Consider the following 24,086-nt stretch of genomic DNA (forward strand, 5'->3'; position numbering starts at 1 on the left):
ATGTACTTATATTATTCTAGCATATTTTGAGTAAAAAAAAGCAAAAGCATGCGGTTAAACACTGCTTTTGCTAAAAAGTTTTGAAAAACTCAGGTATAAGCTAGGCTTATAGCAACATCTTGCATGAACATCACTACGTCTTGTTGCAGCTCAAATTTAAGATGGTAGCATCAAAGATATGTACAGAAGCGGCGTTGTGTGTTGGTGATAGGGCCGTTGTTTTTTTAGCAGTAGCGCATGATCTTTGGCATATAGCACCACAGCTATGTCTTGTTCATATGCTTCTACCAGCATCCATACGGCTATTGTTCTAAACTTTGTAGCTTAGATAAGGGGAATTTATATGTCAGGAGTAATGGCAATGATCCTCGCTGGTGGCGAGGGCACACGCTTAATGCCACTCACCAAATCGCGCTCCAAGCCGTCTGTGCCTTTTGGTGGTTCTTATCGACTGATCGACTTTGTGCTTAACAACTTCGTTAACTCAGGCATTCTGCGTCTGTTTGTAATCACTCAGTACAAGTCCCAATCTTTGTACATGCACTTGAAGAATGGCTGGACAGTTTCAGGTATTCCAGGCTGCTTTATTGATCCAATCCCTGCACAGATGCGTACTGGCAAGGAGTGGTATCAGGGCACAGCAGATGCTATCTATCAGAACTTAACCTTCATTGAAGATCTGTACCCATCCGATGTGTGCGTTTTCGGCTCTGACCATATCTATAAGATGGATATTCGCCAGATGCTGCAGTATCACACTTCTCATAAAGCTGACTTAACTGTAGCTGCTATTCGTCTGCCATCTAAAGATTGCGCCGGCAACTTCGGTGTGATTGAGGTAGACCAATCTGGTCGCATGATTGGCTTTGAAGAAAAGCCAGCCGTGCCAAAAGAGATCCCTGGTGATCCAGGCTACTCTTTAGTCTCCATGGGTAACTACATCTTCAAGACCGAAGTGTTAGGCCATGAGCTGCGTGTAGATGCAGAGGATAAAGAGTCCTCCCACGACTTTGGTAAGGACATCATTCCTAAGCTCTTCCCACGTGGCAATGTTTTCGTCTATGACCTGTCGAACAATGTTATCGATGGCGAGCCTAATGAAGTGTACTGGCGAGATGTAGGAAGTATAGATGCCTATTGGGATGCCCATATGGATCTACTCCAAGATAAGGCCCCATTCTCCTTAATGAACTTAAAGTGGGCTCTGCACACTTTCTACCCACCTCTTCCACCAGCTCACTTCTCTGATACAGCTAACAATCAATCTGAGGTATCTCAGTCTATGATCAGTGCTGGCTGTAACATCGATGGCGCACGCATTCGTAAGTCAGTAATGGGCTTTAGATGTACTGCTGAAGATGGTGCTCAGGTTGAAGAAACCGTTCTCATTGGTGATGTTAAGATTGGCGCTAACTGCAAGATTCGTCGTGCCATCATTGACCGTGATGTAGTCTTAGCTCCAGGTTTTACTCTAGGCTATGACAAAGAAGCTGATATGAAGATTGTCACTCCTGATGACAAGAACGGTCCACAAATGTCACCAAATGGTATTATCGTCATTCCTAAGGGCATGCGCCTTGGCTTTGACGAGTAGGCTTAGCAACCTTAAGCTTGGCTAAACATGGTCAATTAAAGTGCTAGGCCATAGTGCCTGTTAAGTAAAGACTATTGGCTTTCAAAAGCCCCAATGATTAGAGTTTTGGGGCTTTAACAAGCCATGATAATTAGCTATTAATCATTTTACAGACCATCTCAAAGTCATCTTGATAGAGGCTTTAAGATGCTGATTGCTAGATACTTGTTGCAAGTTTGAGTATTTGACTGCACATCTAGGCTAGAAATTTCATACAATAGCTAGACTAGATGTACACTTTTGACACTAGTAAGAGCGTTAGGTTTTTAAAGCTATGGTATGCAGCTTTAACTTACGCTAGCTTGGTGTTGGTACACACAAGCACCACACAAGGTGCATTTACTCAGTCAGTTGCGAAGTTTGCTCTTAAGAGTGACCAATCTCTTAAGGATCTGTCCTTGAGACAAGTAACTGTCTATTCCTCCTGATTGCGACGTTTAGGAAGGTGCGTTTTGAATATCCTATTTATTTCTTCAGAGGTTGCTGACATTATCAAGACTGGTGGTCTTGCTGATGTGGCGAAGGCTTTGCCGGCACAACTGAAAAGCAACGGACATCAGGTTCGAGTAGTAATGCCTTGCTACAGTCTCATCAAAGGCGTTGAAAACTTCCCTGTCATCGGTTCTTCATCTTTAAATCCTGGAACCGATCGTCAAATCGATTACACCATTCGCTCAACTCACATTGCTAATGACGTTGAAGTTTGGCTTATCGATTGCCCACGTTACTACAACCGTACCTCCATTTACGGTGATAACAACCAGGCTTACTGGGATAATGGCGAACGTTACGCCTTCTTATCTGCAGCCTCTTTTGATGCAGCCGAGAAACTTCAGTTCCGCCCTGACATCGTACATGCTAACGACTGGCATGCTGCCTTAGCTCCAATGATCCTGCGCATCAAGTACGATGACAATAAGTTCTTTGATAAGACCCGCTCAGTAATTACCGTGCACAATGGTGCATTCCAAGGCGTCTTTGATCGCGGTCAGATTTATATGATTCCTGAGATTTGTCAGGTCTACAACGACATGATCTCTCAGGGCACTTACATTAACTTCTTAAAGTGCGGCGTGTTCTACGCTGACAAGATCACTACCGTATCCCCAGGCTACGCTACCGAACTTACCACCTACTTAGGCGGTCACGGTATGACAGTTAACTTCCAAAGCCGTAGCGCTGATTTAGTAGGTATTATTAACGGCTGTGACTATAGCGACTGGGATCCTGCTACCGATAAGCACTTAAAGATTCAGTACGACATCAACACCCTCGAAGAGAAGATTTTAGGCAAGTACCTGCTACAAAAAGAGCTGGGTCTGCCAATGGGTGATGACCCTATGTACGGTATGGTGGCACGTCTTACTGACCAAAAAGGTGTGGGCATCTTAATCCCTATTCTTGAGCAGTTCTTACGTCACCGTGTACAAATCGTTATCGAGGGCACTGGTGATCCAAACTTAGCTCGTCAAATTCAAGAGATTGCCGATCGTCATCCAGACAAGATGATTTTCCGCTCGGTTTATGACAATGCCTTAGCTCATAAGATTGAAGCTGCAGCTGACTTCTTCTTAATGCCATCAATCTTTGAGCCTTGCGGTCTCAATCAGATGTACTCTCTTGCCTACGGTACCATCCCAATTGTGCGTGGTGTAGGCGGTCTGCGTGATACCGTTACTAACTACGATACCGACCAAGTTAACGGTAATGGCTTTATCTTCTGGGATCCAAATCCTGAGGAGTTACTAAGCACCTTACGTCGCTCTTTAATTCTCTACCTTGAGGATCCTGTGGAGATGGAGCGTCTGCGTAAGAATGCTATGAGCGTTCACTTTAGTTGGGAAGAGTCCTGCGCTAAGTACGAAAAACTCTACGAGGAAGCTCTTACTAAGCCAAAGTGGTGGTAACACTATATGTAACTGCTACCTAGGTAGCGACAAAAAAGGCAGCCAAATGGCTGCCTTTTTTGTCTCTTGGCTCTTACCAAGATAAGCACTAAAGATAAGCGCATACCTCCTACAGGTACATGCGCCTATCTTAGTGAAAGATGGAATCTAATTACTTAGAAAAAGCGGCGATAGCATCTTCAATACGCTTGAAGGTACGCTCGCGACCAACTAACTCCATGGTGTCACCGATACCTGGAGAAGTTGGGGTGCCAGTCATAGCAAGACGCAGTGGCTGACCTACCTTACCCATGCCTACCTCATGCTTTTGAGCAATAGCCTCTAAAGCCTTATCAATAGCCTCTGGCTCCCAGCTGTCTAATGCCTTTAAAGCCTCTAAGCTGTCCTTTAAGATCTCAACAGAGCCTTCCTTGATCCACTTCTTAACACCTGCTGCATCATACTCAGTGATGTCTTCAAAGTAGCAACGAGCCTTCTCTGCCATCTCCTTGAGAGTCTGAGTACGCTCGCAGTAGTTCTTAACTACTAACTCTAAATCAGGACCTTGAACCTTATCAGTATCGATACCAAGACGGTTTAAGTGCCACTTGAGCTCTGAGGCTACCTCAGCACGTGGCTGGGTCTTCATGTAGTGAGCGTTAAGCCAGTTGAGCTTCTTGGTATTGAATGATGAGGCTGACTTGTTGATCTGCTCTGGAGTAAAGAGCTTAATCATCTCGTCAATGGTGAAGATTTCCTGATCACCATGAGACCAACCTAAACGTACGAGGTAGTTTAATAAGGCCTCTGGCAGGTAACCATCCTCACGGTACTGCATAACGCTAACAGCACCATGACGCTTAGAGAGCTTAGCGCCGTCATCACCTAAGATCATAGCTAAGTGACCAAAGACTGGCTCCTTTGCGCCCATAGCACGGTATAAGTTGATCTGACGTGGGGTGTTGTTAACGTGGTCATCACCACGGATAACGTGGGTAATACCCATGTCAAAGTCGTCAACTACTACGCAGAAGTTGTAAGTTGGGGTGCCGTCAGAACGCTGAATGATGAAGTCATCTAACTCTTCGTTCTTGAACTCAATGCGACCCTTAACCATGTCATCGAAAGCTACGATGCCAGTGTCTGGGTTACGGAAACGTACTACGTATGGCTCATCAGGTGAGTGCTCGGAGTGATCTTCACGGCAGTGACCGTCGTAACGTGGCTTAACACCGTCCTTCATCTGCTGAGCACGGATCTCTTCTAAGCGCTCTTTAGAGCAGTAGCACTTATAAGCCTTACCCTCAGCTAAAAGCTGATCGATAACTTCCTTGTAGCGGTCAAAACGCTTGGTCTGGTAATAAGGGCCCTCATCCCAACCTAAGTTGAGCCATTCCATGGACTCTAAAATGGCATCAATAGCTGGCTGAGTAGAACGTTCACGGTCGGTATCTTCAATACGCAGAACGAACTCACCATTGCAGTGTTTGGCATACAGCCATGAGAATAAAGCAGTTCTGGCACCGCCTACGTGTAAGTAACCAGTAGGTGACGGAGCAAAACGAGTCTTGACTAGTTCCATTGTAAAGTCCTTAAGGCCGAGAGTGCGGAGTAGGAAGTGCCCGCACCCGTATAAAACCGTGTTACCAGATCAGGCAGCCCTGGAGGTAACGCGCCGTTGTGAGAAATTGCGCCTATTTTAGCACCTCACGCCCTAAACGGCGCTGTAATTGTGCCTAAATATCTTAGATCTCATACTTAAGCTCTTGGTAAGTTAGCAATAAAAGCAAAATGGCACTTGCTTAGGCATACTAAATTGCAGACAAACAATGTTTTTTCTTTAGCCACAAATAAGAACAAACTAACTTAAGAGCAATTAACAGTCAAAAGCGTTCCTACAATGACTTTGTACACCATATATAAGCTTTCAAAAGCTGCTTTTTTACAAGCAATGAGGATAAAGCAACACTTAATTTGATACGCAGATAAGCAAAGCCTTAGTACATAAGTTAATATTGAGGTGTTAACGGTTTGTGGACTAGTCAAATTGAGCGATCAAAACCAATACCCTAATTTAACATCACCTACTCCCGACTCATCGTCAGTTAAGGGAGTAACTATGGGTGAGAATGCTGATAAGCACACTCTTGATGGCACTAGCGTCACCACGAGTGCTGCCTCATCACATGACCAATCATTTGCCAATGCAGATACTGCTAGCAAAGCTGCAGCGACTGCATCAGGTGCTGATGCATCCGCCTCTTCTGAAGCTACTGCTACTGCAGGCAGCACTGATGCTGCAGCTGCTGTAGTCATTGCAGATACTGCTGCAGGCAGCGCTGATGCTGCAGCTACTGCAGGCAGCGCCGATGCTGCTGCAGCGCAAGCTCATGCAGCAGGAGCTGATGGTGTATCTGATAGCGGCAGCCTCAATGAGAGTGCCTATATCAACGGCAGTGCTAATGGATCATTAGATAGTGATGACAACCATTTAAGCGATACTGCTACCGTTGGACTTAGCTATGGTGGCTACTCTAAGTATCAAAGCCCTCTGCCAGAGCCTGATGTCTCTGCATGCGATGCATTTCAAATCCTTAATGGTATTCCAGCAAGTAGAGGCATAGCCGTTGGAAGAATCTCTTTTCTCCAACGCGATGCACAACTTGCTACACGTAGATCCATTGAGGATGTGGATGCAGAAGTTGCACGCTTTGAAACTGCACGTGCTGAGGCCATTGCCCAGCTTGGCACCTTGTACGAGACCACAGTAGAAAAGCTTGGTGATCAGAACGCAGTCGTGTTCCAAATTCACCAGATGATGCTTGATGACCCTGAATACGTTGATGCCATTGAAAGCACCATTCGTGACGAAAAGGTCAATGCTGAGTACGCTGTAGAAATCACTGGTAGCCGTTTTGCAGACATGTTCCGTCAGATGGAAGATAACGACTATATGCAAGGTCGTGCCGCTGACGTGATGGATGTTTCAAGACGTCTTAGCGATATCTTGAACCAAAGCTCCGGCTTTAATGCCCCGCATCAATTCGTTAACTCTGATGAGCCAATCATTCTGGCCACAGATGATCTAGCCCCATCTGAAACCGTACAGCTCGATCAAAACTTAGTACGTGGCATCATTACTTCGGCAGGCTCTGCTCGCTCTCATACTGTTATCTTCGCCCGCACCTTAGGTTTGCCTGCAGTTATCAATATTGGTAACGATTTAAACAGCGATCTTGAGGGCAAGATAGCGATTGTCGATGGAGCCACTGGTCGTGTCATCTTAGATCCTGATGAGAAGACACTCTCCATTTATGCCGAGCGCAAACGTACTGAGGATGCTCTAAGAGCCCGCTTAGAGCAATTTAGAGGTAAAGAGACGAAGACGCTCTCTGGCCGCAAGATCAATTTATTTACCAACATCGGTACCATTGCTGATCTTGATTTGGTCAAAACCTCTGATGCTGAGGGTATTGGTCTACTTCGCTCTGAGTATATCTACTTACAATCACAAGATTACCCAGATGAAGAGACTCAATTTAATATCTACAAAGAAGCTCTCCTTGCTTTGAATGGCAAGAAGGTGATTATCCGTACCCTTGATATCGGTGCTGATAAAACCGCTGAGTACTTCATGCTTAAGCACGAAGAAAACCCTGCCATGGGTATGAGAGCAATCCGTATTTGCCTCACCCGTCCTGAGGTCTTTATCACTCAGCTGCGTGCGCTTTACCGTGCCTCAGCCTTTGGTAACCTCTCCATTATGTTCCCGATGATTACCTCTGTTGAGGAGGTTAAAGATTGCATCAGGATCTGTAATGAGGTCAAAAAGCAGCTTGATGCAGAGGGTATTAAGTACTCAGATGACGTAGAGATTGGCATCATGATTGAGACACCGGCTTCAGCCTTAATCTCAGACATGCTTGCAGATCATGTCGATTTCTTCAGTATCGGAACTAACGATCTCACGCAGTTCACTCTGGCAGTAGATCGCCAAAATGCAGAGGTCGGCCGCTTTTTAAACCCTTACCACCGTGCTGTTATCCGTCTTATTGAAATGACAGTGAACAATGCCCACAAGAAAGGCATTTGGGTGGGTGTCTGTGGTGAGCTAGCTGCAGATGAGGGATTTACTCACGAACTTATCCGTATGGGTGTAGACGAAATATCCGTTGTCCCATCATCGGTGTTAAACATTCGTGCACGTATTTCAACTTTAGGTTAATAGCGGCACACTCCTACACAAGGTAGCAAACTAAACATCACATACTAAGAACATCACTTAATAACTAGCAAATACACTAGTAAGCTTAAGCCCCAATAATCTGGACTTAAAAGAAAAAGGCTGATAATTGTTGATTGTGTTGGTATGTACGCTCCAAAATTTTTAGGAGCAATGAACAGCAAAATGTTTTTACAGGCTGTCAAGTAACAACCTTGTCTAGCCAACATGAATAGAGCTACCTAGGAGCGCCCTCAAAGAGGATTATTTTTTTCTATGGCTCAATGTGTCGTAATTGCAGATGAGATTACTGGAGCTTCAGCAGTTGCAGCCATGCTGCAAAAGAACCGCTCCACCGTATGTTCTCTAGCAAGCTCACGAGGCTTGAAAGACCCTTTAACAAAAGATTATGAATGCTTAGTCTATTCAACTAATAGCCGAAATCTGATGCCTATTCAAAGCTATCAGATGGTGTTTTATGCCGGCAAGCTCTTAAAGTCTCCAGACATTAAGCTCTATGCTAAGCGTATTGACCCTGCTATGCGTGGCAATACCTGTGCCGAGACCCAGGCTCTGTTAGATGCCTTAGGCGATAACGATCGCGTGGCTATCGTGGTTCCAGGCTTCCCAGAGCTAAAGCGCTCCAACGTTGGCGGCTATATCTTAGTTGATGGCAAGCCAATGGAGAAATCACTAGCCGGTCTTGAGGATTTACACGCCACCGAAGGCAGTCGTGTAGCCGATCTCTTTACAGAGAAATTCCGCTATAAATCTGACCCTATCTACTTAAAAGACCTGCTCCATGGCCCAGACTATCTAGCTAATAAGATCAAAGCCTTAGCCTCAAGCGGCACTAGAGCCCTTGTCTTTGACTGTACTTCACAGCAGGACATCAATACTATTGCCGATGCTGTGCTCATGTCTGGCATTAAGTTCTTAGCTGTAGATCCAGGTCCATTCACTGCTACCATGGCTCGCAAGGTCATGCGCATGCAAAACAATCAGCGCATCTCCTCAGACAAGATCTTTGGTCTAGTAGGTGGTTCTAACCCTCTTATCGCAGCTCAAGTTGAAATGCTGCGTTTAGAGGAAAAGACCCTCTTTGTCCCTGTTAAGAATATCGATCTTATTGTAGATGATCAGACCCGTGCTGTAGAAATTGAGCGTGTCGTCAACAACGTCATCGCCCGCGCTGGCGAGTTTACTACCGTCTTTGCTGTCTCAGACCACCTTGGTGCTAATGCTCAAACCATCATGGAATTTAACAATATGATCGAGCAAAGCAATCGTTCTGCAATTGAGGCTATGGACATCATAGCTACAGCCTATGCACAAATTACCCATCAGGTAATTGAGCGCTGCCCTGAGTTTAGAGGCATTTACTCTACTGGCGCTGAATACACAGTAGCGATTTGCCGTGAGCTCAAATCCCTCGGCTTTAATATTCAAGGTCAGGTATTACCTCTAACCTCTTATGGTCATCTCTTAGGCGGCCCATATGAGGGTCTGCACTATGTTGCCTCAGCAAGCTCTGCAACCGACCCTAACACCCTCATTGAGTCCATTCAGTACCTACGCCGTAAGATGGTTCTATAACCCGATCGCCACCACGGACACAAGCCCTCAATGCCAATATAATCTTGCCACCTGTTTACAGGTGGCAGCTTCGCCTTGTAAAGCCGTAGTTGCTAAATGGCGGTATTGCCCGGCTTATTAAGTGTGCACCAAGCTTGTTGCAGCTTGCTTTTTAGGGCCTTTAGTATAGAATGACACTCACGCGACTTTAGTTTAATGGTAGAACTGTAGCTTCCCAAGCTTCAAGCGCGGGTTCGATTCCCGTAAGTCGCTCCATCCTTTAGATGCTTGTCATCATCATCTCTTCATCCCGCTCTTTGCTGCTTTATCTAAGGCACACCTTTCCCAAGCAATAAAAACAACCAAGCCTTGCTAATGCTAATTTGTCGTGCGCAAAGACAAAAGCTGATGCTAATTTGTTGTGTGCAAAGACCAAAACTGATGCTAATTTGTTGTGTGCAAAGACCAAAACTGATGCTAATTTGTTGTGCGCAAAGACAAAAAAAGCCGCAACCTCACAGTAAGGTATGCAGCTTTTTTTACTTTAGCTAATGCCTGTATGCTTAGGCATAAGCATCGCCTTGTAGGCTTTTAATTAGATGAGTTCGGCTGTGGTCTTTAAGAAGCCGTTTTGAATTACGTAACGGATCTTGAAGTCATCGTTGAAGACGATAAGGTCAGCACGATAGCCATGGTCAATCCAACCAGACTCGTAGTCTAAACCAAGCACACGAGCAGGAATTGTGGATGCGGCCATCAGAGCATCGTCAAGAGGAATACCACAGGTCTTAACTAAGAACTTAACACCGTCCATCATACAGATGTTAGTGCCTACTAAAGAGCCCTTAGCGTCGATAAGACCACGCTTAGCATCGTTGAATACTTCAGTACCAGCAACAGTAAAGCTGTTGAGAACCTCAGGTGAGCCAGCTACAGCCTGAGAGTCAGATACGATGTACATACGATCTTTAAGCAGCTGATGAATGATACGAACGATAGCAGGGTGCACGTGACGACCGTCAGCAATAACACCGGTGGTTACAGTCTGAGCATTTAATACAGCACCGATGATGCCTGGCTCACGACCGTTTAATGGACGCATAGCATTGAATAAGTGGGTAATGTTAGTAACACCCATCTTAAATGCATCCACAGTATCGTTGAATGAAGCGTTAGTGTGGCCTAAGGATAACTTCATACCCATGCCCATGAGCTCCATAAGGAACTTACCACGCACCACTTCAGGAGCAATGGTCATATAGGCGATGTTATCGATGTTATCGCGCAGATAAGCAAGGTCAGAGTTAGAGATACCACGGATATAACCATTACCGTGGAAGCCCTTACGCTCTGGGTTAATGAAAGGACCTTCAAGGTGCAGACCTGGGCATACACCTGGGTGCTTATCCATGAACTTACGGGTAACAGCCAGTGCACGGGTCATGTTCTCACGTGGACCTGAAACCAGTGTTGGAACAAAGGTTAAGGTACCGTGTAAAGTGAGCCAACGACGCATACGCTCTAAACCGTCTAAAGAGAGGTCAGAGCTGAAGGTTACACCAGCGCAGCCGTTAACGAGCAGGTCAATAAAGCCTGGGGCAACGTGCATTCCGTTAAGATCGATTTCCTCAGAGGTGCCATCCTCTAATAAAACTGGATCGAGCGGAATGATGCGGTGGTTTTGTACCGCTAAAGAGTCAGCGCCTTCAAGAACACCCTTAGTAAGGTGTAATCTTGCGTTGCGTAAAATGGTTGCACCCATGGTTTTACTTCCGACTAATTCATTAAGTAACTTCTATGGCTGATGCTACGACTTAGTTTTAGCATAGCCAGTACGTTAAGAGCCCGATGGAGGTATTGCGACTACCTAAGCTTAAAAGAGAGTGCCATATGTTTAACATTCAAACTCTTTTAGGCTTTCAATATCAAGTAGCCTTAAAGCTACCCCTCAATATCGTACGTCACAAGGATACTTATCTAAACGATCCTTGTTAGAAAAATGTGAACCTAACCAGCTTATTGTTTTTTAGAAGCCGCGCTATTAGCAAGCTTCTTTAACTTATCTTTAGGTTCGGCCTTTGCACCGGTATTGTTAACTGATGCATTGCTCTTTGCTTGAGGTGCACTATCTGCCCCATCAGCAACGGCGGCTTTAGCTGCAAGGCGATCAGCTTTCTTTGCGCGCTTAGCGGCAAAATCCGGCTTGCCTTTATTCTTCTTATCGCGATGACGAATCTTCTTATGAGGCTTCTTCTCTTCTTTGGTCTTTTTATCAAAACCGCCATTAGGAGAAGCACGACCGCGCTTTTTCTCACTCTGATGAGTTGCACCAACCTCTTCAAATGAAGCACAGAGTCCTTTAATCGCTCTACGCTCAATGCTTCGGTCGGTATAACGCTCGATACGCTCTAAGGTAGCAAACTCATCAGCCTGTACTAAGCTAATTACAGTACCCTTAGCGCCGGCTCGAGCTGTTCGGCCTGCACGGTGTACATAGATCTCGCCTTTTGATGGCAGATCAAAGTTGTACACATAAGCTACGTCATCAAGATCAAGACCGCGTGATGCAACGTCAGTGGCAAGGAGTAAATCTACTTCACCGTCACTGAAACGACGCAATGCAGCTTTTCTCTCATTTTGTGAGCTCTCACCTTTAAGACTTGCAAAGCTCATGCCTTGACGTGAAAGTAAGGAAGATAAGCGGCTGAGCGTGTCTTTCGTACGCACAAAGATAATAGATTTACCCTTGATCGTACTTAATAAGTGCAAGAGGATCTTAACCTTTTGAGAGTCATTAGCTGCATAGTAAGCACGTGACTGCAAGAGCTCTGGGAGCTTCTCAGTAAATTCCTCACCACCACCTACGACGATCTCAGATGGATTATTGAGCACATTGCGAGCAAAGTCTCTTACGCCAAAGCCCTCTAATGTGGCTGAGAAGAGCATGGTTTGGAAACGACGCTCTAGACAACGGGTAATTGCAGCAATGTCATCTCTAAAGCCCATGTCGAGCATACGATCAGCCTCATCGATGACCAATAACTCGACATCGTCACTGTCAAACCAGTCTTTGCGTAAGAACTCTTGCAGACGACCAGGGGTGGCACACACGATGGTCGGCATCGAGACTCGCTGAGCTGCACGATCTTCACCGCCAATAATGGTACCTACGCTGATCTCTTGAGTGATCTCTCCCTCGCCTGACTCAATGGCCTCATCTTGGAAGGCTAAGAGTTCTTTAGCTACTTGAGCTACCTGCATAGCAAGCTCACGAGTCGGCTCAAGAATAATACATTGCACACCTTTACGAGGACGCTGAGCAAGACGCGCAATCACAGGCAGTAAGAATGCAGCACTCTTACCGGTACCTGTTGGTGCACCTCCTAAAATGTCGACACCTTCCAAAGCCTTCGGAATGACGAGACTTTGTACATGCGTAGGCTGTTCCCAGCCCATCTTATCAATCGCTTCGAGCACAAAACCAGGAAGGGTAAACTCTTCAAACATCAGCATTTCCATTTACTTAAATAGGCACGCAATTGCATATTGATCGTGATACATACCTAAAGCTTAGACAAGGTATGTATCAAAACAAGGGATTTAGAGCAAATCATAAAACCATAACTTTAAAGATGGCTGATTTAAGCATAAATAAGCGCATATCCACCATCTTTAGACCAAGGTTCTATGTGTTAAACACCCTCACGGCCAGCACGGCCTGCGTGACACTCAATAATAATGTCCACCATCTTGCGACGACGTTCGGTGTCGGCTTCATTGATGCGATGGAACCAGCGGAATAACTCAAGATCGCTGGCATCGAGTAGATCTAAATAGTCATCTACTACGCTTGCATCCATCTTAGGCAGATCAATATCAACAAAAGGCAATAGCATCAGATCAAGCTCACGCATACCACGACGAGACTGCCACTTAATCTTGCCCCAGTTAATTTCGCTCATAATATAAAAATCCTTTTCCCAAGCCTTTTTCAGCAATAATTAATAAGGATGCTCTACTGCCTCCTATTTTCAACCAAATATCTTATTATGGTATACCAAAAGTCTATTTTTATCCTAAAAAAATTAGGACCCACCCTACCTACTCAACAGTGACAGATTTAGCCAAATTGCGAGGCTGGTCAACGTCACTACCTTTGATTAAGGCCACATGATAAGCCAACAGTTGTAGTGGAATAGTAAAGACTAAGGCACTGATAAAATCAGGAGAATGAGGCAAAGTAAAGACCTTAAGATGTTTATCATCAACTTCTAATTTTACTGTAGTATCAGTAAAGATATAAAGTTTGCCGCCTCTTGCGCTAACCTCTTGGATATTGGAAATCAGCTTAGGCAACAGCTTATTGTCAGGAGCTACGACAATTACAGGCATATGACTATCAATTAGCGCTATTGGGCCATGTTTTAACTCACCTGAGGCATAACCCTCAGCATGGATATAGCTAATTTCTTTAAGCTTGAGTGCACCCTCTAGAGCAATAGGATACATCATGCCTCTGCCTAAAAATAAACTATGATCTAAAGAGACAAAATCTTGAGCTAAGGTCTCAATAACCTTATCAAGCTTTAAGACTTCACTAATTAGATTAGGAATACTCTTAAGATCTGCAATTAAGCTTTGAGCTTGTTCTTTATCAATATGATTATGAGCCCTACCTAAAGCAATAGTAAGTAAATTAAAGCATAGCAATTGGGTAGTAAAAGCTTTAGTAGAAGCCACGCCAATTTCAGTGCCTGCACGAGTTAATAAACTATAGTCACTCTCTCTTACTAAAGAGCTATTAGCTACGTTACAAATACATAATGAAGCAAGATAGTTTTGTGTTTTAGCAAGCTTTAAAGCAGCTAAAGTATCAGCAGTTTCACCAGATTGTGAAATGGTCACAAAGAGACTGTTGCTAGGCACAATGGTCTTTTTGTAGCGATACTCAGATGCTATAGAAACATTAACGCTAATTTCAGCATATTGCTCTATTAAATACTTACCTACTAAGGCGGCGTGATAAGAAGTGCCGCAGGCAACAATCTCTAAATGATCAATGTCCTTTAATAGCTCGGTAAAAGAGCACTTAACCTTATCGTGGTTAGCAATAAAGCTATCTTCATCAATATCACTATCCTTAAGCCTACCCATCATAGTATTAACTAAGGCATCGGTTTGCTCAAATATTTCCTTTTGCATGTAGTGCTTATAAGGGCCTTTACCTAACAACTCACTACTATGTTCTAGGCTATTAACCTCACGGGTCACCGCCTTATCATGGCTATCAAAAAGCTGATAATCATTACGTCCTACAATGCCTCTATCGCCATCTTGTAAGTAAATAAAGCGAGAGGTAACACTAGTGAGAGCTAAAACATCAGAGGCAACAAAGTTTTCACCAATGCCCAGACCCAACACTAAAGGTGAACCTTCTTTAGCAATATAAATATGGTCATGGTCATTATCAAAAATTACTGCTATAGCATAAGAGCCTTTAACCAAGGATAAGGCACAAGATAGAGCTTGATAGTTTAATTGCTCTAAAGAAAGCTCTCCTTGAGCACCGTGTTTTTCCTGTTTTTGGTAACAACTATCAATTAAAGCAGCTAATACCTCAGTATCAGTAGAACTCTTAAAGCTATAGCCACTATTAAGTAATTGCGCTTTTAGCTCTTGGTAGTTTTCAATAATACCGTTGTGAACTAAAGTTACAGCTCCCACCTGATGAGGGTGAGCATTCTCTACGCTAGGACGACCATGAGTAGCCCAGCGGGTATGAGCAATACCTATCTTGCCATTTTGCTTTTGCTCTTTGACCAAATTCTCTAAAGCACTAACTTTACCAGGGCTTTTAATAATCACCATACAATCATCATCACACATACAGATGCCTGATGAGTCATATCCTCTGTACTCTAAAGACTTAAGCCCATAAATTAAGATTTCGGCAATAGGACGCAAAGCAACAGCGCCCACAATTCCACACATACATTATCCTTAGTAATATCTGTAAAGCTTAAAAAGCCTTACAACCACACACATACACACTCAAAAAAATCTTAAATGAGTTCCAAGACAATAAACAGCCCTACCATGCTACCATGCAAGCATTGTGCACCCGCCATGGCACTGCACCAGCGCCCGCTATGGCCCCGTACATGCGTACGCTATAGCGGTGTCTTTGCACCGCCATCAGGCAGCTTCTTTTCTTTTATACAATCCATTTTGTTTAGGCAGGGGTGAATAAAGAAAAAGCTAAGAGCACTTTAATGCCCTTAGCTTTTAATTATTGTTTAATTTTGGCGCTAGCTGTTAACAACTAAACAGCAATAGGAGCCTTGATGACTGGATATGGGTCGTAATCGACTAGATCAAAATCCTCGAACTTATAGTCAAAAATACTATCTGGCTTTCGCTTGATTAACATTTTTGGTAAAGCACGTGGAGTACGTGACAGCTGCTCTTTGGCCTGCTCAAAATGGTTGGAGTACAGGTGAGTATCACCACCTGTCCACACAAACTCACCAGGCTTGAGACCACATTGCTGAGCGATCATCATGCACAGTAAGGAGTATGAGGCGATGTTGAAAGGCACACCTAAGAAAAAGTCACAGCTGCGCTGATAGAGCATGCAGCTTAAACGATCATTGGCCACATAGAACTGGAACAGTAAGTGGCATGGAGGCAGTGCCATCTTATCTACGTCAGCTACGTTCCAAGCATTGACGATAAGACGACGGCTTTGTGGATTGTTCTTGATCTGCTCTACTACATTGGAGATCTGATCGATGATACGTCCATCAGCACATTCCCAACGACGCCACTGCTTACCATATACAGGACCTAAATTGCCGTTTTCATCAGCCCACTCGTCCCAAATGGTGACATTGTTGTCCTTTAAGAACTTGATGTTGGTATCACCACTTAAGAACCATAATAATTCATAAATGATGGAGCGTAAGTGAACCTTTTTGGTAGTCAGAAGTGGGAATGATTCAGACAGATCAAAACGCATCTGTGTACCGAAAATTGAACGAGTACCTACTCCGGTACGATCAGAACGATCTACACCCTCATCGAGGATCTTCTTCATTAAATCAAGATAGACCTGCATATTACATTATCCACACCCAAAGTGTGGCTCCTAACTAGCAAAACAGCAACTTTCTTAAGATCGAGCTTAGCTCGGCCTCAAGAACAAAAATCACCGAATATTAACACAGACATTATCCTATCGCACAATCAGCGCAATATTATCGTAGTTAAGCTAAACCACGACACAAAGATCTGGCATTAATAAGCTGCAGCATATAGAAAAAAATTAAGGCCGCAAAAGCGGCCTGTTAGTGCCGCTAAGATCTCTAAAACTTAGCGGCTAAGTGGGCTTTTAGCAGCATATAATCGCTGCCTAATAGCCCTAATTATGGGTGTTTAAAAGCCACAAATTATTGGTATTTCAAAGCCTTAAATTATGGGTAATTTAAAGCCCCGTATGAAAAGCAAGCAATACTAGTGATTGTCGGTCTTCTCACCGCTTTCAATAATGGCTTTAATTTCCTGTTGGTAAGATGACATGATCTTACCTAAGCCCTGATTTGCAGCATAGGCATCATACAGCGCACGGATAGACTTACCATCAGTAAGCTTGAGAGCCTCGGCTGCTAGCTTTTGCAGATCCTCACAGGATACACGACGCATGATGTACTTAATACGAGCAATAAATGAGTTATTCATGCTCAGTGAGGTGTAGCCAAGTGACAAGAGCAGTAAAGCAGACAGAGGATCACCAGCAGACTCACCACATACGGTAATTGGCTTATTGTGCTCTTTAGCCTTATCGACCAGACCCTTTAAGCAACGCACCACTGCAGGGTGGAAACAATCATAGAAACGAGCCACATTTGGATTAGCTCTATCTACTGCCAATAAGTACTGAATTAAGTCATTAGAGCCGATAGAGAAGAAGTCTACCTCTTGAGATAGCTCATCCATTAAGTAAGTAGTGGATGGAACTTCAATCATCACGCCAAATGGTGGCAGAGTAACCTCTTTGCCAGTCTTCTGTCGCAGCTCATTAGCAACCTCAATAATGGCACTCTTAACAAAGTGCACTTCTTCCATGCATGACACCATAGGAATCATGAGCTCTAAGTTGCCATACTTCTGATGAGCAAGCAGCATAGCGCGTAACTGAGTATGCAGAATATTTGGCATATCCACAGTGACACGTACACCACGCCAACCTAAAGCTGGGTTTGGCTCCTTGCTTTGCAAATATGGCAGACCCTTGTCTGAGCCAATATCTAAGGTACGCATACATACAGGCTTAGGAGCTGATTGCTCTAAAATACGTGAGTACCACTCATATTGCTGTTGCTCACCAGGGAAAGTGTCACACATCATGAAGGCAATTTCAGTACGGTAAAGACCGATGTTATCGCCAGCTTGCAGTGCCTCAGAACCATTCTGATTTAAGCCTGCATTTAAGCTTACAGTGACGTGCTGACCATCTAAGGTGTTAGCAGGCTCGGTTGCCTCTCTTGAGAAGAGATCCTGCTGCTCCTTGCTCTGACTTACGAGCTGTTTGAACTCACCGATCACTGACTCAGGTGGGTCAAGAATCACTTCACAGTTTCTACCATCAACGATCACGGTATGACCATCAAGATCATTGATGTTAACCTTAACGCCTAAGACAGAAGGAATACCAAAGTCACGGGCTAAGATAGAAGCGTGTGCTGAGGATACTTGTGAGGTTGCTACAAAACCTACGATCTTATCCTTTGGCAAGTCAGCAACCATGGCTGCAGGCATATTCTCCATAACGAGCACTACTTGCTCGTCAATGTCGAACTCACGATTACATGCGTGCACCAGACGTGAGACTAATACCTGACCAAAGTCTTTAATGTCGATGACTTTATCATCCTGACCTTGGATTAAAGCATCCTTCAGACGACGCTCGATAACAAACTTAACTGCTGAGGTGGCTAAGTAATGGCCTTGCTCAATGCAGCTAATTACCTCATCAGAGAAAGTAGAGTCATCGAGGAGCTTGCCATAAGAGGCCATGTAACCAAATGCGGCATTGCTCTTTTCGCCCTCTTGCATCTTGAGAGTGGCCTTATCCATCTCAATTTGCATTTGGAAAAGAACTTGGGTGAACAGATCAACTTGTAGCGTTGAATCCTCAGTCTTTTGAATTTTTACATCATCAAGGGAGGTATCTGGCTGCCACACTAATGCTTTAGCAATGGCAATTTCGCCAGTGGAGCTAATACCCTTGATACGCTTAAGTTCGTCATCTTCTAAAGAGTGCTCTTCACGGCTTCTAGAGATGATGCTGCCCATTTGCGCAGCAAGAGTGACTAAAAAAGACTCCTCTTGCTCACCAAATTGCTGTCTGCTCTTACTTTGAATAATGAGCACACCAATGGTAGAACCCTGATCGAGAATAGGCACGCCTAAGAATGACTGATACTCGTCTTCACCAACATCAGGCAGGTACTTAAAGTTTGGATGGCTTGGAGCATTAGCTAGGTTTAACACCTCGCCAGTAGTACCAACTACGCCCACTAAACCTTCATCAAAATGTAAGGTAGCCTTACCTACAGCAGACTGTGACAGACCGTCAGTCGCCATCAGACGATAGCGTTTGCGGAAGCTATCGAGAAGATAAATCGAACAGCAATCGGTCTCAGTAGTCAGGCGAATCTTATGTACCAGGATATCCATTGCCTTTTTAATATCCAGCTCGCCCGTTACTGCCTCAGTAATCTGACGCAATGCTTGTAAGAATATTCTTCCGTCCATACCGTAACTCCGCACGATGTTTATCTATCTGCTGCTCAAGCAGCATTGCGAGTTTGTCGCGCATTGATTAACAAGTTAAACATCAGATAGCTAAACGTTTACATACGTCTCTATCTGTGTCAAACCAAACTCTAGACATGATAATTAAGTAAAGAGGTGGTTTCACTAGTTAATCTTATAATATGAAAGGTGCCGTGACTTAATAAGTGCTGATAATCTTAGATCAGATAGCTAAAATCACATGCCAAAACCCACTAAAGAGTCATTAAACCAGCTTAATTACTCTACTAAGTCGCACACGCTAACAAGAAGCGCTTAGCGACGACGCTTTGAGTGGGATCGACTACGCCTTTCACCATGTTTATGAGGATGTAAATCAAGTCCTAAAGCTGCAGAGGCAAACTCTGTAAGAATGGCCCTGTATACATCGCGTTTGAATGTAACTACATTGCGTACTGGATACCAATAACTGACCCAACGCCAACCATCAAACTCTTGATGCGATGAGCTCGTGAAGTTGATTACATCATTAAGTTTTGATTCATCTTCTAAAGACAATAAGAACCAGCGCTGTTTTTGGCCTAAAAACTCATTGTCTTTATGAGCATCTAAAATTCGTTTAGGCAAACGGTAGCAATGATGATCTTTAGAAGTTTGAACAATCCAAACATCTTTTTTAGTTAGCCCTACTTCCTCGTAGAGCTCGCGATACATTGCCTCTTCTTCGGTTTCGTTGTCCCTCACTCCTCCTTGAGGAAATTGATAGGAATTTTGCCGAATGCGCCGTGCCCATAGCACCTGACCTTTGCGATTAAAGATCACCATGCCCACATTGGGTCTGAAACCGTCTTGATCCATCATCGCAAAAAAGCCTCATACAATAGCGCCGCACTCTACGTATAAACACTCAAACACTCTTTTCGAGCACAAGATAAGCGTTCTATCTCATGCACCTAAGTAGCTGTTACTCAACTATTTTAAAGCGCTTACAAGCGTAAAAATGAGGCGTTAAACACCTTTGACAAAGATGCACAAAAACGTCTTAAAGCCGCCTCCTGCATTGTTTTGTCAAGCAATTATTATCCCATAAGGCGTAAACTATGTTTATGGTATGCATCGCAAAATCGAACATTACTCATTACATAAGCTCTGAGTTTTTACCTAAAAACATGCAAAAATCGCAAAAATGCCACAAATTCAGCTAAAAACTGCCTCAAACCCCAATAATCCCTAGCTCCAACACCAACAGGCCTTTACCACAATAGTCAATACATAATCATACAAAGAAGCAGGATAATACTCATGCACCTGTCATGCTAAAAGCAAGACATACTCTCTTAATTGGTTTAGACTGTTGAGCTCACATTGAGGAAGACTAGATCATGAGTAATGCAGCGATTTTACAGCCACAGCATTTGTGCGAGAGTAAAAGTGCACCTAAGTACCGTAAAGAGCTCAATAGCTTACTCAAACTTAGTCAACCTAAAACTCGCGCCGATCTCATTAAACGCCTTGATCTCATCACAGGCCGCTCCCTTAGTGAGCTTGCCTTTCTCTCCGGCGTAGATTCTCCTTATAACAACCGTGCTGGAAAAGGCTTTGCAGGTCAACTTACAGAGATCTTCTTAGGAGCTGATGCTGGCACCCTCTCAGAGCCTGATTTTACTAATCTTGGTATCGAGCTTAAGACACTGCCAGTAGGCTTTGATCTCATGCCTGCTCAAAGCACGTTCTTGTGCATGGCAGATCTAAATCCTGAGCGCTTCATACCTTTTGAGCAATCTCACCTTTACCACAAACTGCGCCATATGCTCTTTGTGATCCTTTTAGCGCCAAAGGGAGCCAAGATCACCGAAAGACGCATCTTAGGCTACTTCTTTTTCAAGCCTGATAATCAAACGCTTAAGCTCTTTGAACAAGATTACAATGAGTTTAACGAGCTCATTTTGAATGCATCGGCACGTGAAATTGATGGTAGCGCAGGCAATGTCATTCAGATGCGACCAAAAGCAGCTGCATCAAGTGAATACATCAAAGTGCGCGATGTTTCTGGCAACTTTACTACTACCTATCCTCGTGCATACTACTTAAGACCATGGTTCACTAAAAAGCTAATGCAAGACTTTATGGCCATGAATAAGATTGATGATCTCGCTCTATCACAACTTGGCAAGCTCAAGAGTGCATTTGGCATAGATCCTAGCGATCTTGAAGCAGCATTAGCCGCAGATGATGATCCTCTAGAACTACAAGATAGCCAAGCAAGTAAGCATACTCAAGCCTCGACCATCGATACAGTCTCTAATCATGAGATCGAAGATCTCTAGTAAGAGCGAGTCCAACTTCAGAAGTTTACTAATCAACGGCTATAGCGCCTCATCAATACGTATTGCCGTATTACAACTGCAATATGCTTAGCTAGCTTGCTCTTAAGATATGTTTAGCTATAGCCACGCACCTGACACCCTCGTTTAACCCTAGGCTTAACCCTCAGTTAGCACGCTTTGTAAAGACTAGGAACCCTACCTACTTACCCTTATAAAGTTGATATATATCACATTTTCAAGTTAAAGCACCCTCTGTATCGTTTACTTACACCCTCATCTAACCCTCATGCCACCCTATGCCTACCCCAAGGCCTAGGGTACTAAATTAGGAAAAGATCACGCCATTTTTGTCACTTAATTGTGCAACGTCCTCAAGATCTTAGAAAATTTTAAGATTTCACAGATATAACTACTTATTTACGCGATCGTTATCTAACCCGCATACAACGTGGCAAGAGGGTGTCTTAGAGGGTGGCACCACCCTCCCAAAATTAACAAATCCGCAAATTTAAGCAATAGATCTATGCATGCAAGTTACCTATAATAGCCCTTATGCATAATCTTTGTTCGTACTTAAAATTTACCAAAGTACTTTTTGCATAGGGTGTTCAGAGGGTGTTCACACGGGGGTGAGACCCCCCTTATACAACCCTCAATACGCACTGTCTAAGCTAATGAACATATTGGAAAAGATAAGGCGTGACATAGGCTTTATGTAGGATCACCACCTACCTATACAGGTCAAAGCATCTGCGTAAAGAGCGATCTCAAAAGCAGATACACCTGATTAACTTGTGAACAAAGACGTTTAGTTAAGAGAAGCTTACCTTCGCTTGTCTAAGACAGCATCAACATCAAAACTTAGCTATCAAATGTTGTAATCAGATCTGCCAAGCACTTTTATTGGTGCCAACAGATCTGCAATCACTTTTATTGTTGCAATCAGATCAGCCAAAGCACTTTTTGCCATCAGATCTGGCCAAGCACGTTTTATCTATAACAGTGGCGCTCGTTTGAGTAGCACCATAATGATTGCAACTTGATAACTAAGCACAAAAGATTTCACTGCTAAGTGGCAGCACAATTCACTAACTTGCTGCCACAGTATGACCACAAGATTGCTAATGCAGCCCCTATCAGTTAACGCACCTAAGAGATGTGCACTGATTGCTAACGACTGCGATGCAACAACTGTAATAGAGGATATTTGCATGAGTATTGCCAAGAGCCCAACCAAGGACGGCAAGAAGATCACCATTACTTTCTACATCAAGAAAGAAGCTGCTGCAGGCGCTGACAAGATCTTCTTAATCTGCGAGCACAATGGCTGGGAGCCAGTTGCTATGAAGCCACAGAAGAACGGCACCTTCAGAGGCTCAATCACCGTTCCTACTGATATTCAGCCAAGCTATCAATACCGTTTTAAGTACATCATGAACGACGGTGAAGTTAAGTTCGACAACGACTGGGATGCAGAATCCTACTGCCGCAACGACTTTGGTACTGAAAACTCAGTATTCACCGTTCAGCAAAAGTAATCGCTCTTGTAGCTAAAATATTTTAATTAAAAGGCTACACCTTAACTATGTGGCCTTTTTAATTTTCCATCCCAAGCACATAATCTGATTCCTCTACCCAATAGCAGCATGCATCTGTTATAGAGCCCGTCTCAAACCTCCCTTTTAGCTCCTTTCTTAGGTGCCTAATTACTCCATGACCTACATTCTTCTTTTTTAAGGAAGTGTCCGGGAGTGTCCAGTCTCTTACCGACATCCCTTAATTTTATTTAACGAGCAGCATATAGCCTTACAGAGGGGTATGTGAACGGCGATTTTGCATTCTAAGTGCTAAATACAAACAATACATATGGTCTATATGCCAATAATTTTAAGTTCGTAGTCAAATATTTTTAGATCTAGATCAAAGTTCACAAATGGCATGTATATGGGCATCACGTACTATTAGAGTATGATTATATATTTCTGATAAGGACAAAAAACCAAACTTTTTTCATAAAAGTGTTGACAGATAATAGCCCATTCCATATAATGTGCTCATTCAATCGCGGGGTGGAGCAGCTCGGTAGCTCGTCGGGCTCATAACCCGAAGGTCGTAGGTTCAAATCCTGCCCCCGCAACCAACTAAGCTAGTTGGTCTAGACTGCTCCGAGATGACCGCAATTAGCCAGCTTTATGCTGGTTTTTTTGTTTTTGGGCATTTCAAAATTTTTCAAAGACCAGCTTCAGGCTGGTTTTTTTGTATCTACCGATCCGATCTACCGCCATCAAATTCTTATCTTCTTTCTCTCACTCATTTTTTCTACCAATTTAGACCTCTTGCTATTAAGAGCATCATGCTCATTTTGGCATTACTTTTGTTGTTACTATAGTTATTAGCTATACGGCAAGAATCCGCATGTATATTGGCTTTGAGTAAATTTAAAACTTGATGTTGAAAACAAGAAAATGAGAAATCATATCATGAACAGAGAGAAAATTGTCATCTTATACATCTAAATTTACCATTTTGTTTTAGTTTTCTAGCCAGCTTCATAATTCACAATTCCAGCTTATCTTAGTCAGCTATACGTAATCTAAAATATGCACAAATGCTCATGAAATGAATTT

Annotated in this window: 14 protein-coding genes and 2 tRNA genes; 8 read left to right on the plus strand and 8 right to left on the minus strand. The window is 43.6% G+C overall.

The annotated features are described in order from the left end of the window. Positions 1–343: 343 nt before the first annotated feature. Both glgC and glgA read left to right on the plus strand, forming a co-directional pair. Positions 344–1,594, plus strand: coding sequence for a glucose-1-phosphate adenylyltransferase (gene glgC, locus H524_RS0102560; RefSeq protein WP_027939103.1), 1,251 nt, complete (start codon positions 344–346; stop codon positions 1,592–1,594). 491 nt (positions 1,595–2,085) lie between these two features. After that, positions 2,086–3,540 carry a glycogen synthase GlgA gene (glgA, locus tag H524_RS0102570; RefSeq protein WP_027939105.1) on the plus strand — a complete coding sequence of 485 codons (1,455 nt, stop codon included), beginning with the start codon at positions 2,086–2,088 and terminating at the stop codon, positions 3,538–3,540. Positions 3,541–3,691: 151 nt separating this feature from the next. Here the strand turns inward: glgA and gltX are convergent, their stop codons facing one another. Further along, the gene (gltX, locus tag H524_RS0102575; RefSeq protein ID WP_027939106.1) at positions 3,692–5,101 is read right to left on the minus strand and encodes a glutamate--tRNA ligase; all 1,410 of its coding nucleotides are present in this window, start codon (positions 5,099–5,101) and stop codon (positions 3,692–3,694) included. Positions 5,102–5,638: 537 nt separating this feature from the next. Between gltX and ptsP (H524_RS0102585) the strand changes: the two genes are divergently transcribed. From ptsP (H524_RS0102585) to H524_RS0102595, 3 genes are all read left to right on the plus strand, one after another. Next, entirely contained in the window at positions 5,639–7,744 is a 2,106-nt protein-coding gene (gene ptsP / locus H524_RS0102585; protein ID WP_084281617.1) for a phosphoenolpyruvate--protein phosphotransferase, read from the plus strand. A gap of 273 nt (positions 7,745–8,017) precedes the next feature. Beyond that, a complete protein-coding gene (locus H524_RS0102590; protein ID WP_027939107.1) occupies positions 8,018–9,337 on the plus strand; it encodes a four-carbon acid sugar kinase family protein in 1,320 nt (439 codons plus the stop codon). Positions 9,338–9,518: 181 nt separating this feature from the next. Then, positions 9,519–9,592, plus strand: a tRNA-Gly gene (locus H524_RS0102595). A 319-nt stretch (positions 9,593–9,911) separates the two neighbouring features. On the opposite strand, the gene nagA is transcribed toward H524_RS0102595, so the two are convergent. The 7 genes from nagA to H524_RS0102630 form a co-directional block, all read right to left on the minus strand. Further along, on the minus strand, positions 9,912–11,078 hold the full coding sequence (gene nagA / locus H524_RS13850) for an N-acetylglucosamine-6-phosphate deacetylase (protein ID WP_052338861.1): 1,167 nt from the start codon (positions 11,076–11,078) through the stop codon (positions 9,912–9,914). Positions 11,079–11,332: 254 nt separating this feature from the next. Beyond that, on the minus strand, positions 11,333–12,823 hold the full coding sequence (locus tag H524_RS13855) for a DEAD/DEAH box helicase (RefSeq protein WP_052338862.1): 1,491 nt from the start codon (positions 12,821–12,823) through the stop codon (positions 11,333–11,335). A 185-nt stretch (positions 12,824–13,008) separates the two neighbouring features. Continuing rightward, positions 13,009–13,278, minus strand: a complete 270-nt coding sequence (locus H524_RS0102610) for an FAD assembly factor SdhE (protein WP_044121322.1) — start codon at positions 13,276–13,278, stop codon at positions 13,009–13,011. A gap of 139 nt (positions 13,279–13,417) precedes the next feature. Next, the gene (gene glmS / locus H524_RS0102615) at positions 13,418–15,307 is read right to left on the minus strand and encodes a glutamine--fructose-6-phosphate transaminase (isomerizing) (RefSeq protein WP_027939109.1); all 1,890 of its coding nucleotides are present in this window, start codon (positions 15,305–15,307) and stop codon (positions 13,418–13,420) included. Positions 15,308–15,638: 331 nt separating this feature from the next. Continuing rightward, a complete protein-coding gene (gene thyA / locus H524_RS0102620; RefSeq protein ID WP_027939110.1) occupies positions 15,639–16,433 on the minus strand; it encodes a thymidylate synthase in 795 nt (264 codons plus the stop codon). 395 nt (positions 16,434–16,828) lie between these two features. Next, the gene (gene ptsP / locus H524_RS13860; protein WP_044121323.1) at positions 16,829–19,132 is read right to left on the minus strand and encodes a phosphoenolpyruvate--protein phosphotransferase; all 2,304 of its coding nucleotides are present in this window, start codon (positions 19,130–19,132) and stop codon (positions 16,829–16,831) included. 315 nt (positions 19,133–19,447) lie between these two features. Continuing rightward, a complete protein-coding gene (locus H524_RS0102630) occupies positions 19,448–19,993 on the minus strand; it encodes an RNA pyrophosphohydrolase (protein ID WP_027939111.1) in 546 nt (181 codons plus the stop codon). A 521-nt stretch (positions 19,994–20,514) separates the two neighbouring features. Between H524_RS0102630 and H524_RS16255 the strand changes: the two genes are divergently transcribed. The 3 genes from H524_RS16255 to H524_RS0102650 all read left to right on the plus strand — a co-directional run bounded on the left by H524_RS16255 (position 20,515) and on the right by H524_RS0102650 (position 23,599). Continuing rightward, positions 20,515–21,459 carry a MutH/Sau3AI family endonuclease gene (locus tag H524_RS16255; protein WP_052338863.1) on the plus strand — a complete coding sequence of 315 codons (945 nt, stop codon included), beginning with the start codon at positions 20,515–20,517 and terminating at the stop codon, positions 21,457–21,459. Between the two features lie 1,211 nt (positions 21,460–22,670). Then, a complete protein-coding gene (locus tag H524_RS0102640) occupies positions 22,671–22,997 on the plus strand; it encodes an isoamylase early set domain-containing protein (RefSeq protein ID WP_027939112.1) in 327 nt (108 codons plus the stop codon). A 525-nt stretch (positions 22,998–23,522) separates the two neighbouring features. Next, positions 23,523–23,599: transfer RNA gene (locus H524_RS0102650), tRNA-Met, on the plus strand. Positions 23,600–24,086 lie beyond the last annotated feature (487 nt).

Source organism: Anaerobiospirillum succiniciproducens DSM 6400 (genome assembly GCF_000482845.1).
Classification (GTDB): Bacteria; Pseudomonadota; Gammaproteobacteria; order Enterobacterales; family Succinivibrionaceae; genus Anaerobiospirillum; species Anaerobiospirillum succiniciproducens.

Coding starts and splice junctions, on each gene's coding strand:
- glgC (WP_027939103.1), top strand. CDS start 344: ATGTCAGGAGTAATGGCAATGATCCTCGCTGGTGGCGAGGGCACACGC.
- gltX (WP_027939106.1), bottom strand. CDS start 5,101: ATGGAACTAGTCAAGACTCGTTTTGCTCCGTCACCTACTGGTTACTTA.
- ptsP (WP_084281617.1), top strand. CDS start 5,639: ATGGGTGAGAATGCTGATAAGCACACTCTTGATGGCACTAGCGTCACC.
- H524_RS0102590 (WP_027939107.1), top strand. CDS start 8,018: ATGGCTCAATGTGTCGTAATTGCAGATGAGATTACTGGAGCTTCAGCA.
- nagA (WP_052338861.1), bottom strand. CDS start 11,078: ATGGGTGCAACCATTTTACGCAACGCAAGATTACACCTTACTAAGGGT.
- H524_RS13855 (WP_052338862.1), bottom strand. CDS start 12,823: ATGTTTGAAGAGTTTACCCTTCCTGGTTTTGTGCTCGAAGCGATTGAT.
- H524_RS0102610 (WP_044121322.1), bottom strand. CDS start 13,278: ATGAGCGAAATTAACTGGGGCAAGATTAAGTGGCAGTCTCGTCGTGGT.
- glmS (WP_027939109.1), bottom strand. CDS start 15,307: ATGTGTGGAATTGTGGGCGCTGTTGCTTTGCGTCCTATTGCCGAAATC.
- thyA (WP_027939110.1), bottom strand. CDS start 16,433: ATGCAGGTCTATCTTGATTTAATGAAGAAGATCCTCGATGAGGGTGTA.
- ptsP (WP_044121323.1), bottom strand. CDS start 19,132: ATGGACGGAAGAATATTCTTACAAGCATTGCGTCAGATTACTGAGGCA.
- H524_RS0102630 (WP_027939111.1), bottom strand. CDS start 19,993: ATGATGGATCAAGACGGTTTCAGACCCAATGTGGGCATGGTGATCTTT.
- H524_RS16255 (WP_052338863.1), top strand. CDS start 20,515: ATGAGTAATGCAGCGATTTTACAGCCACAGCATTTGTGCGAGAGTAAA.
- H524_RS0102640 (WP_027939112.1), top strand. CDS start 22,671: ATGAGTATTGCCAAGAGCCCAACCAAGGACGGCAAGAAGATCACCATT.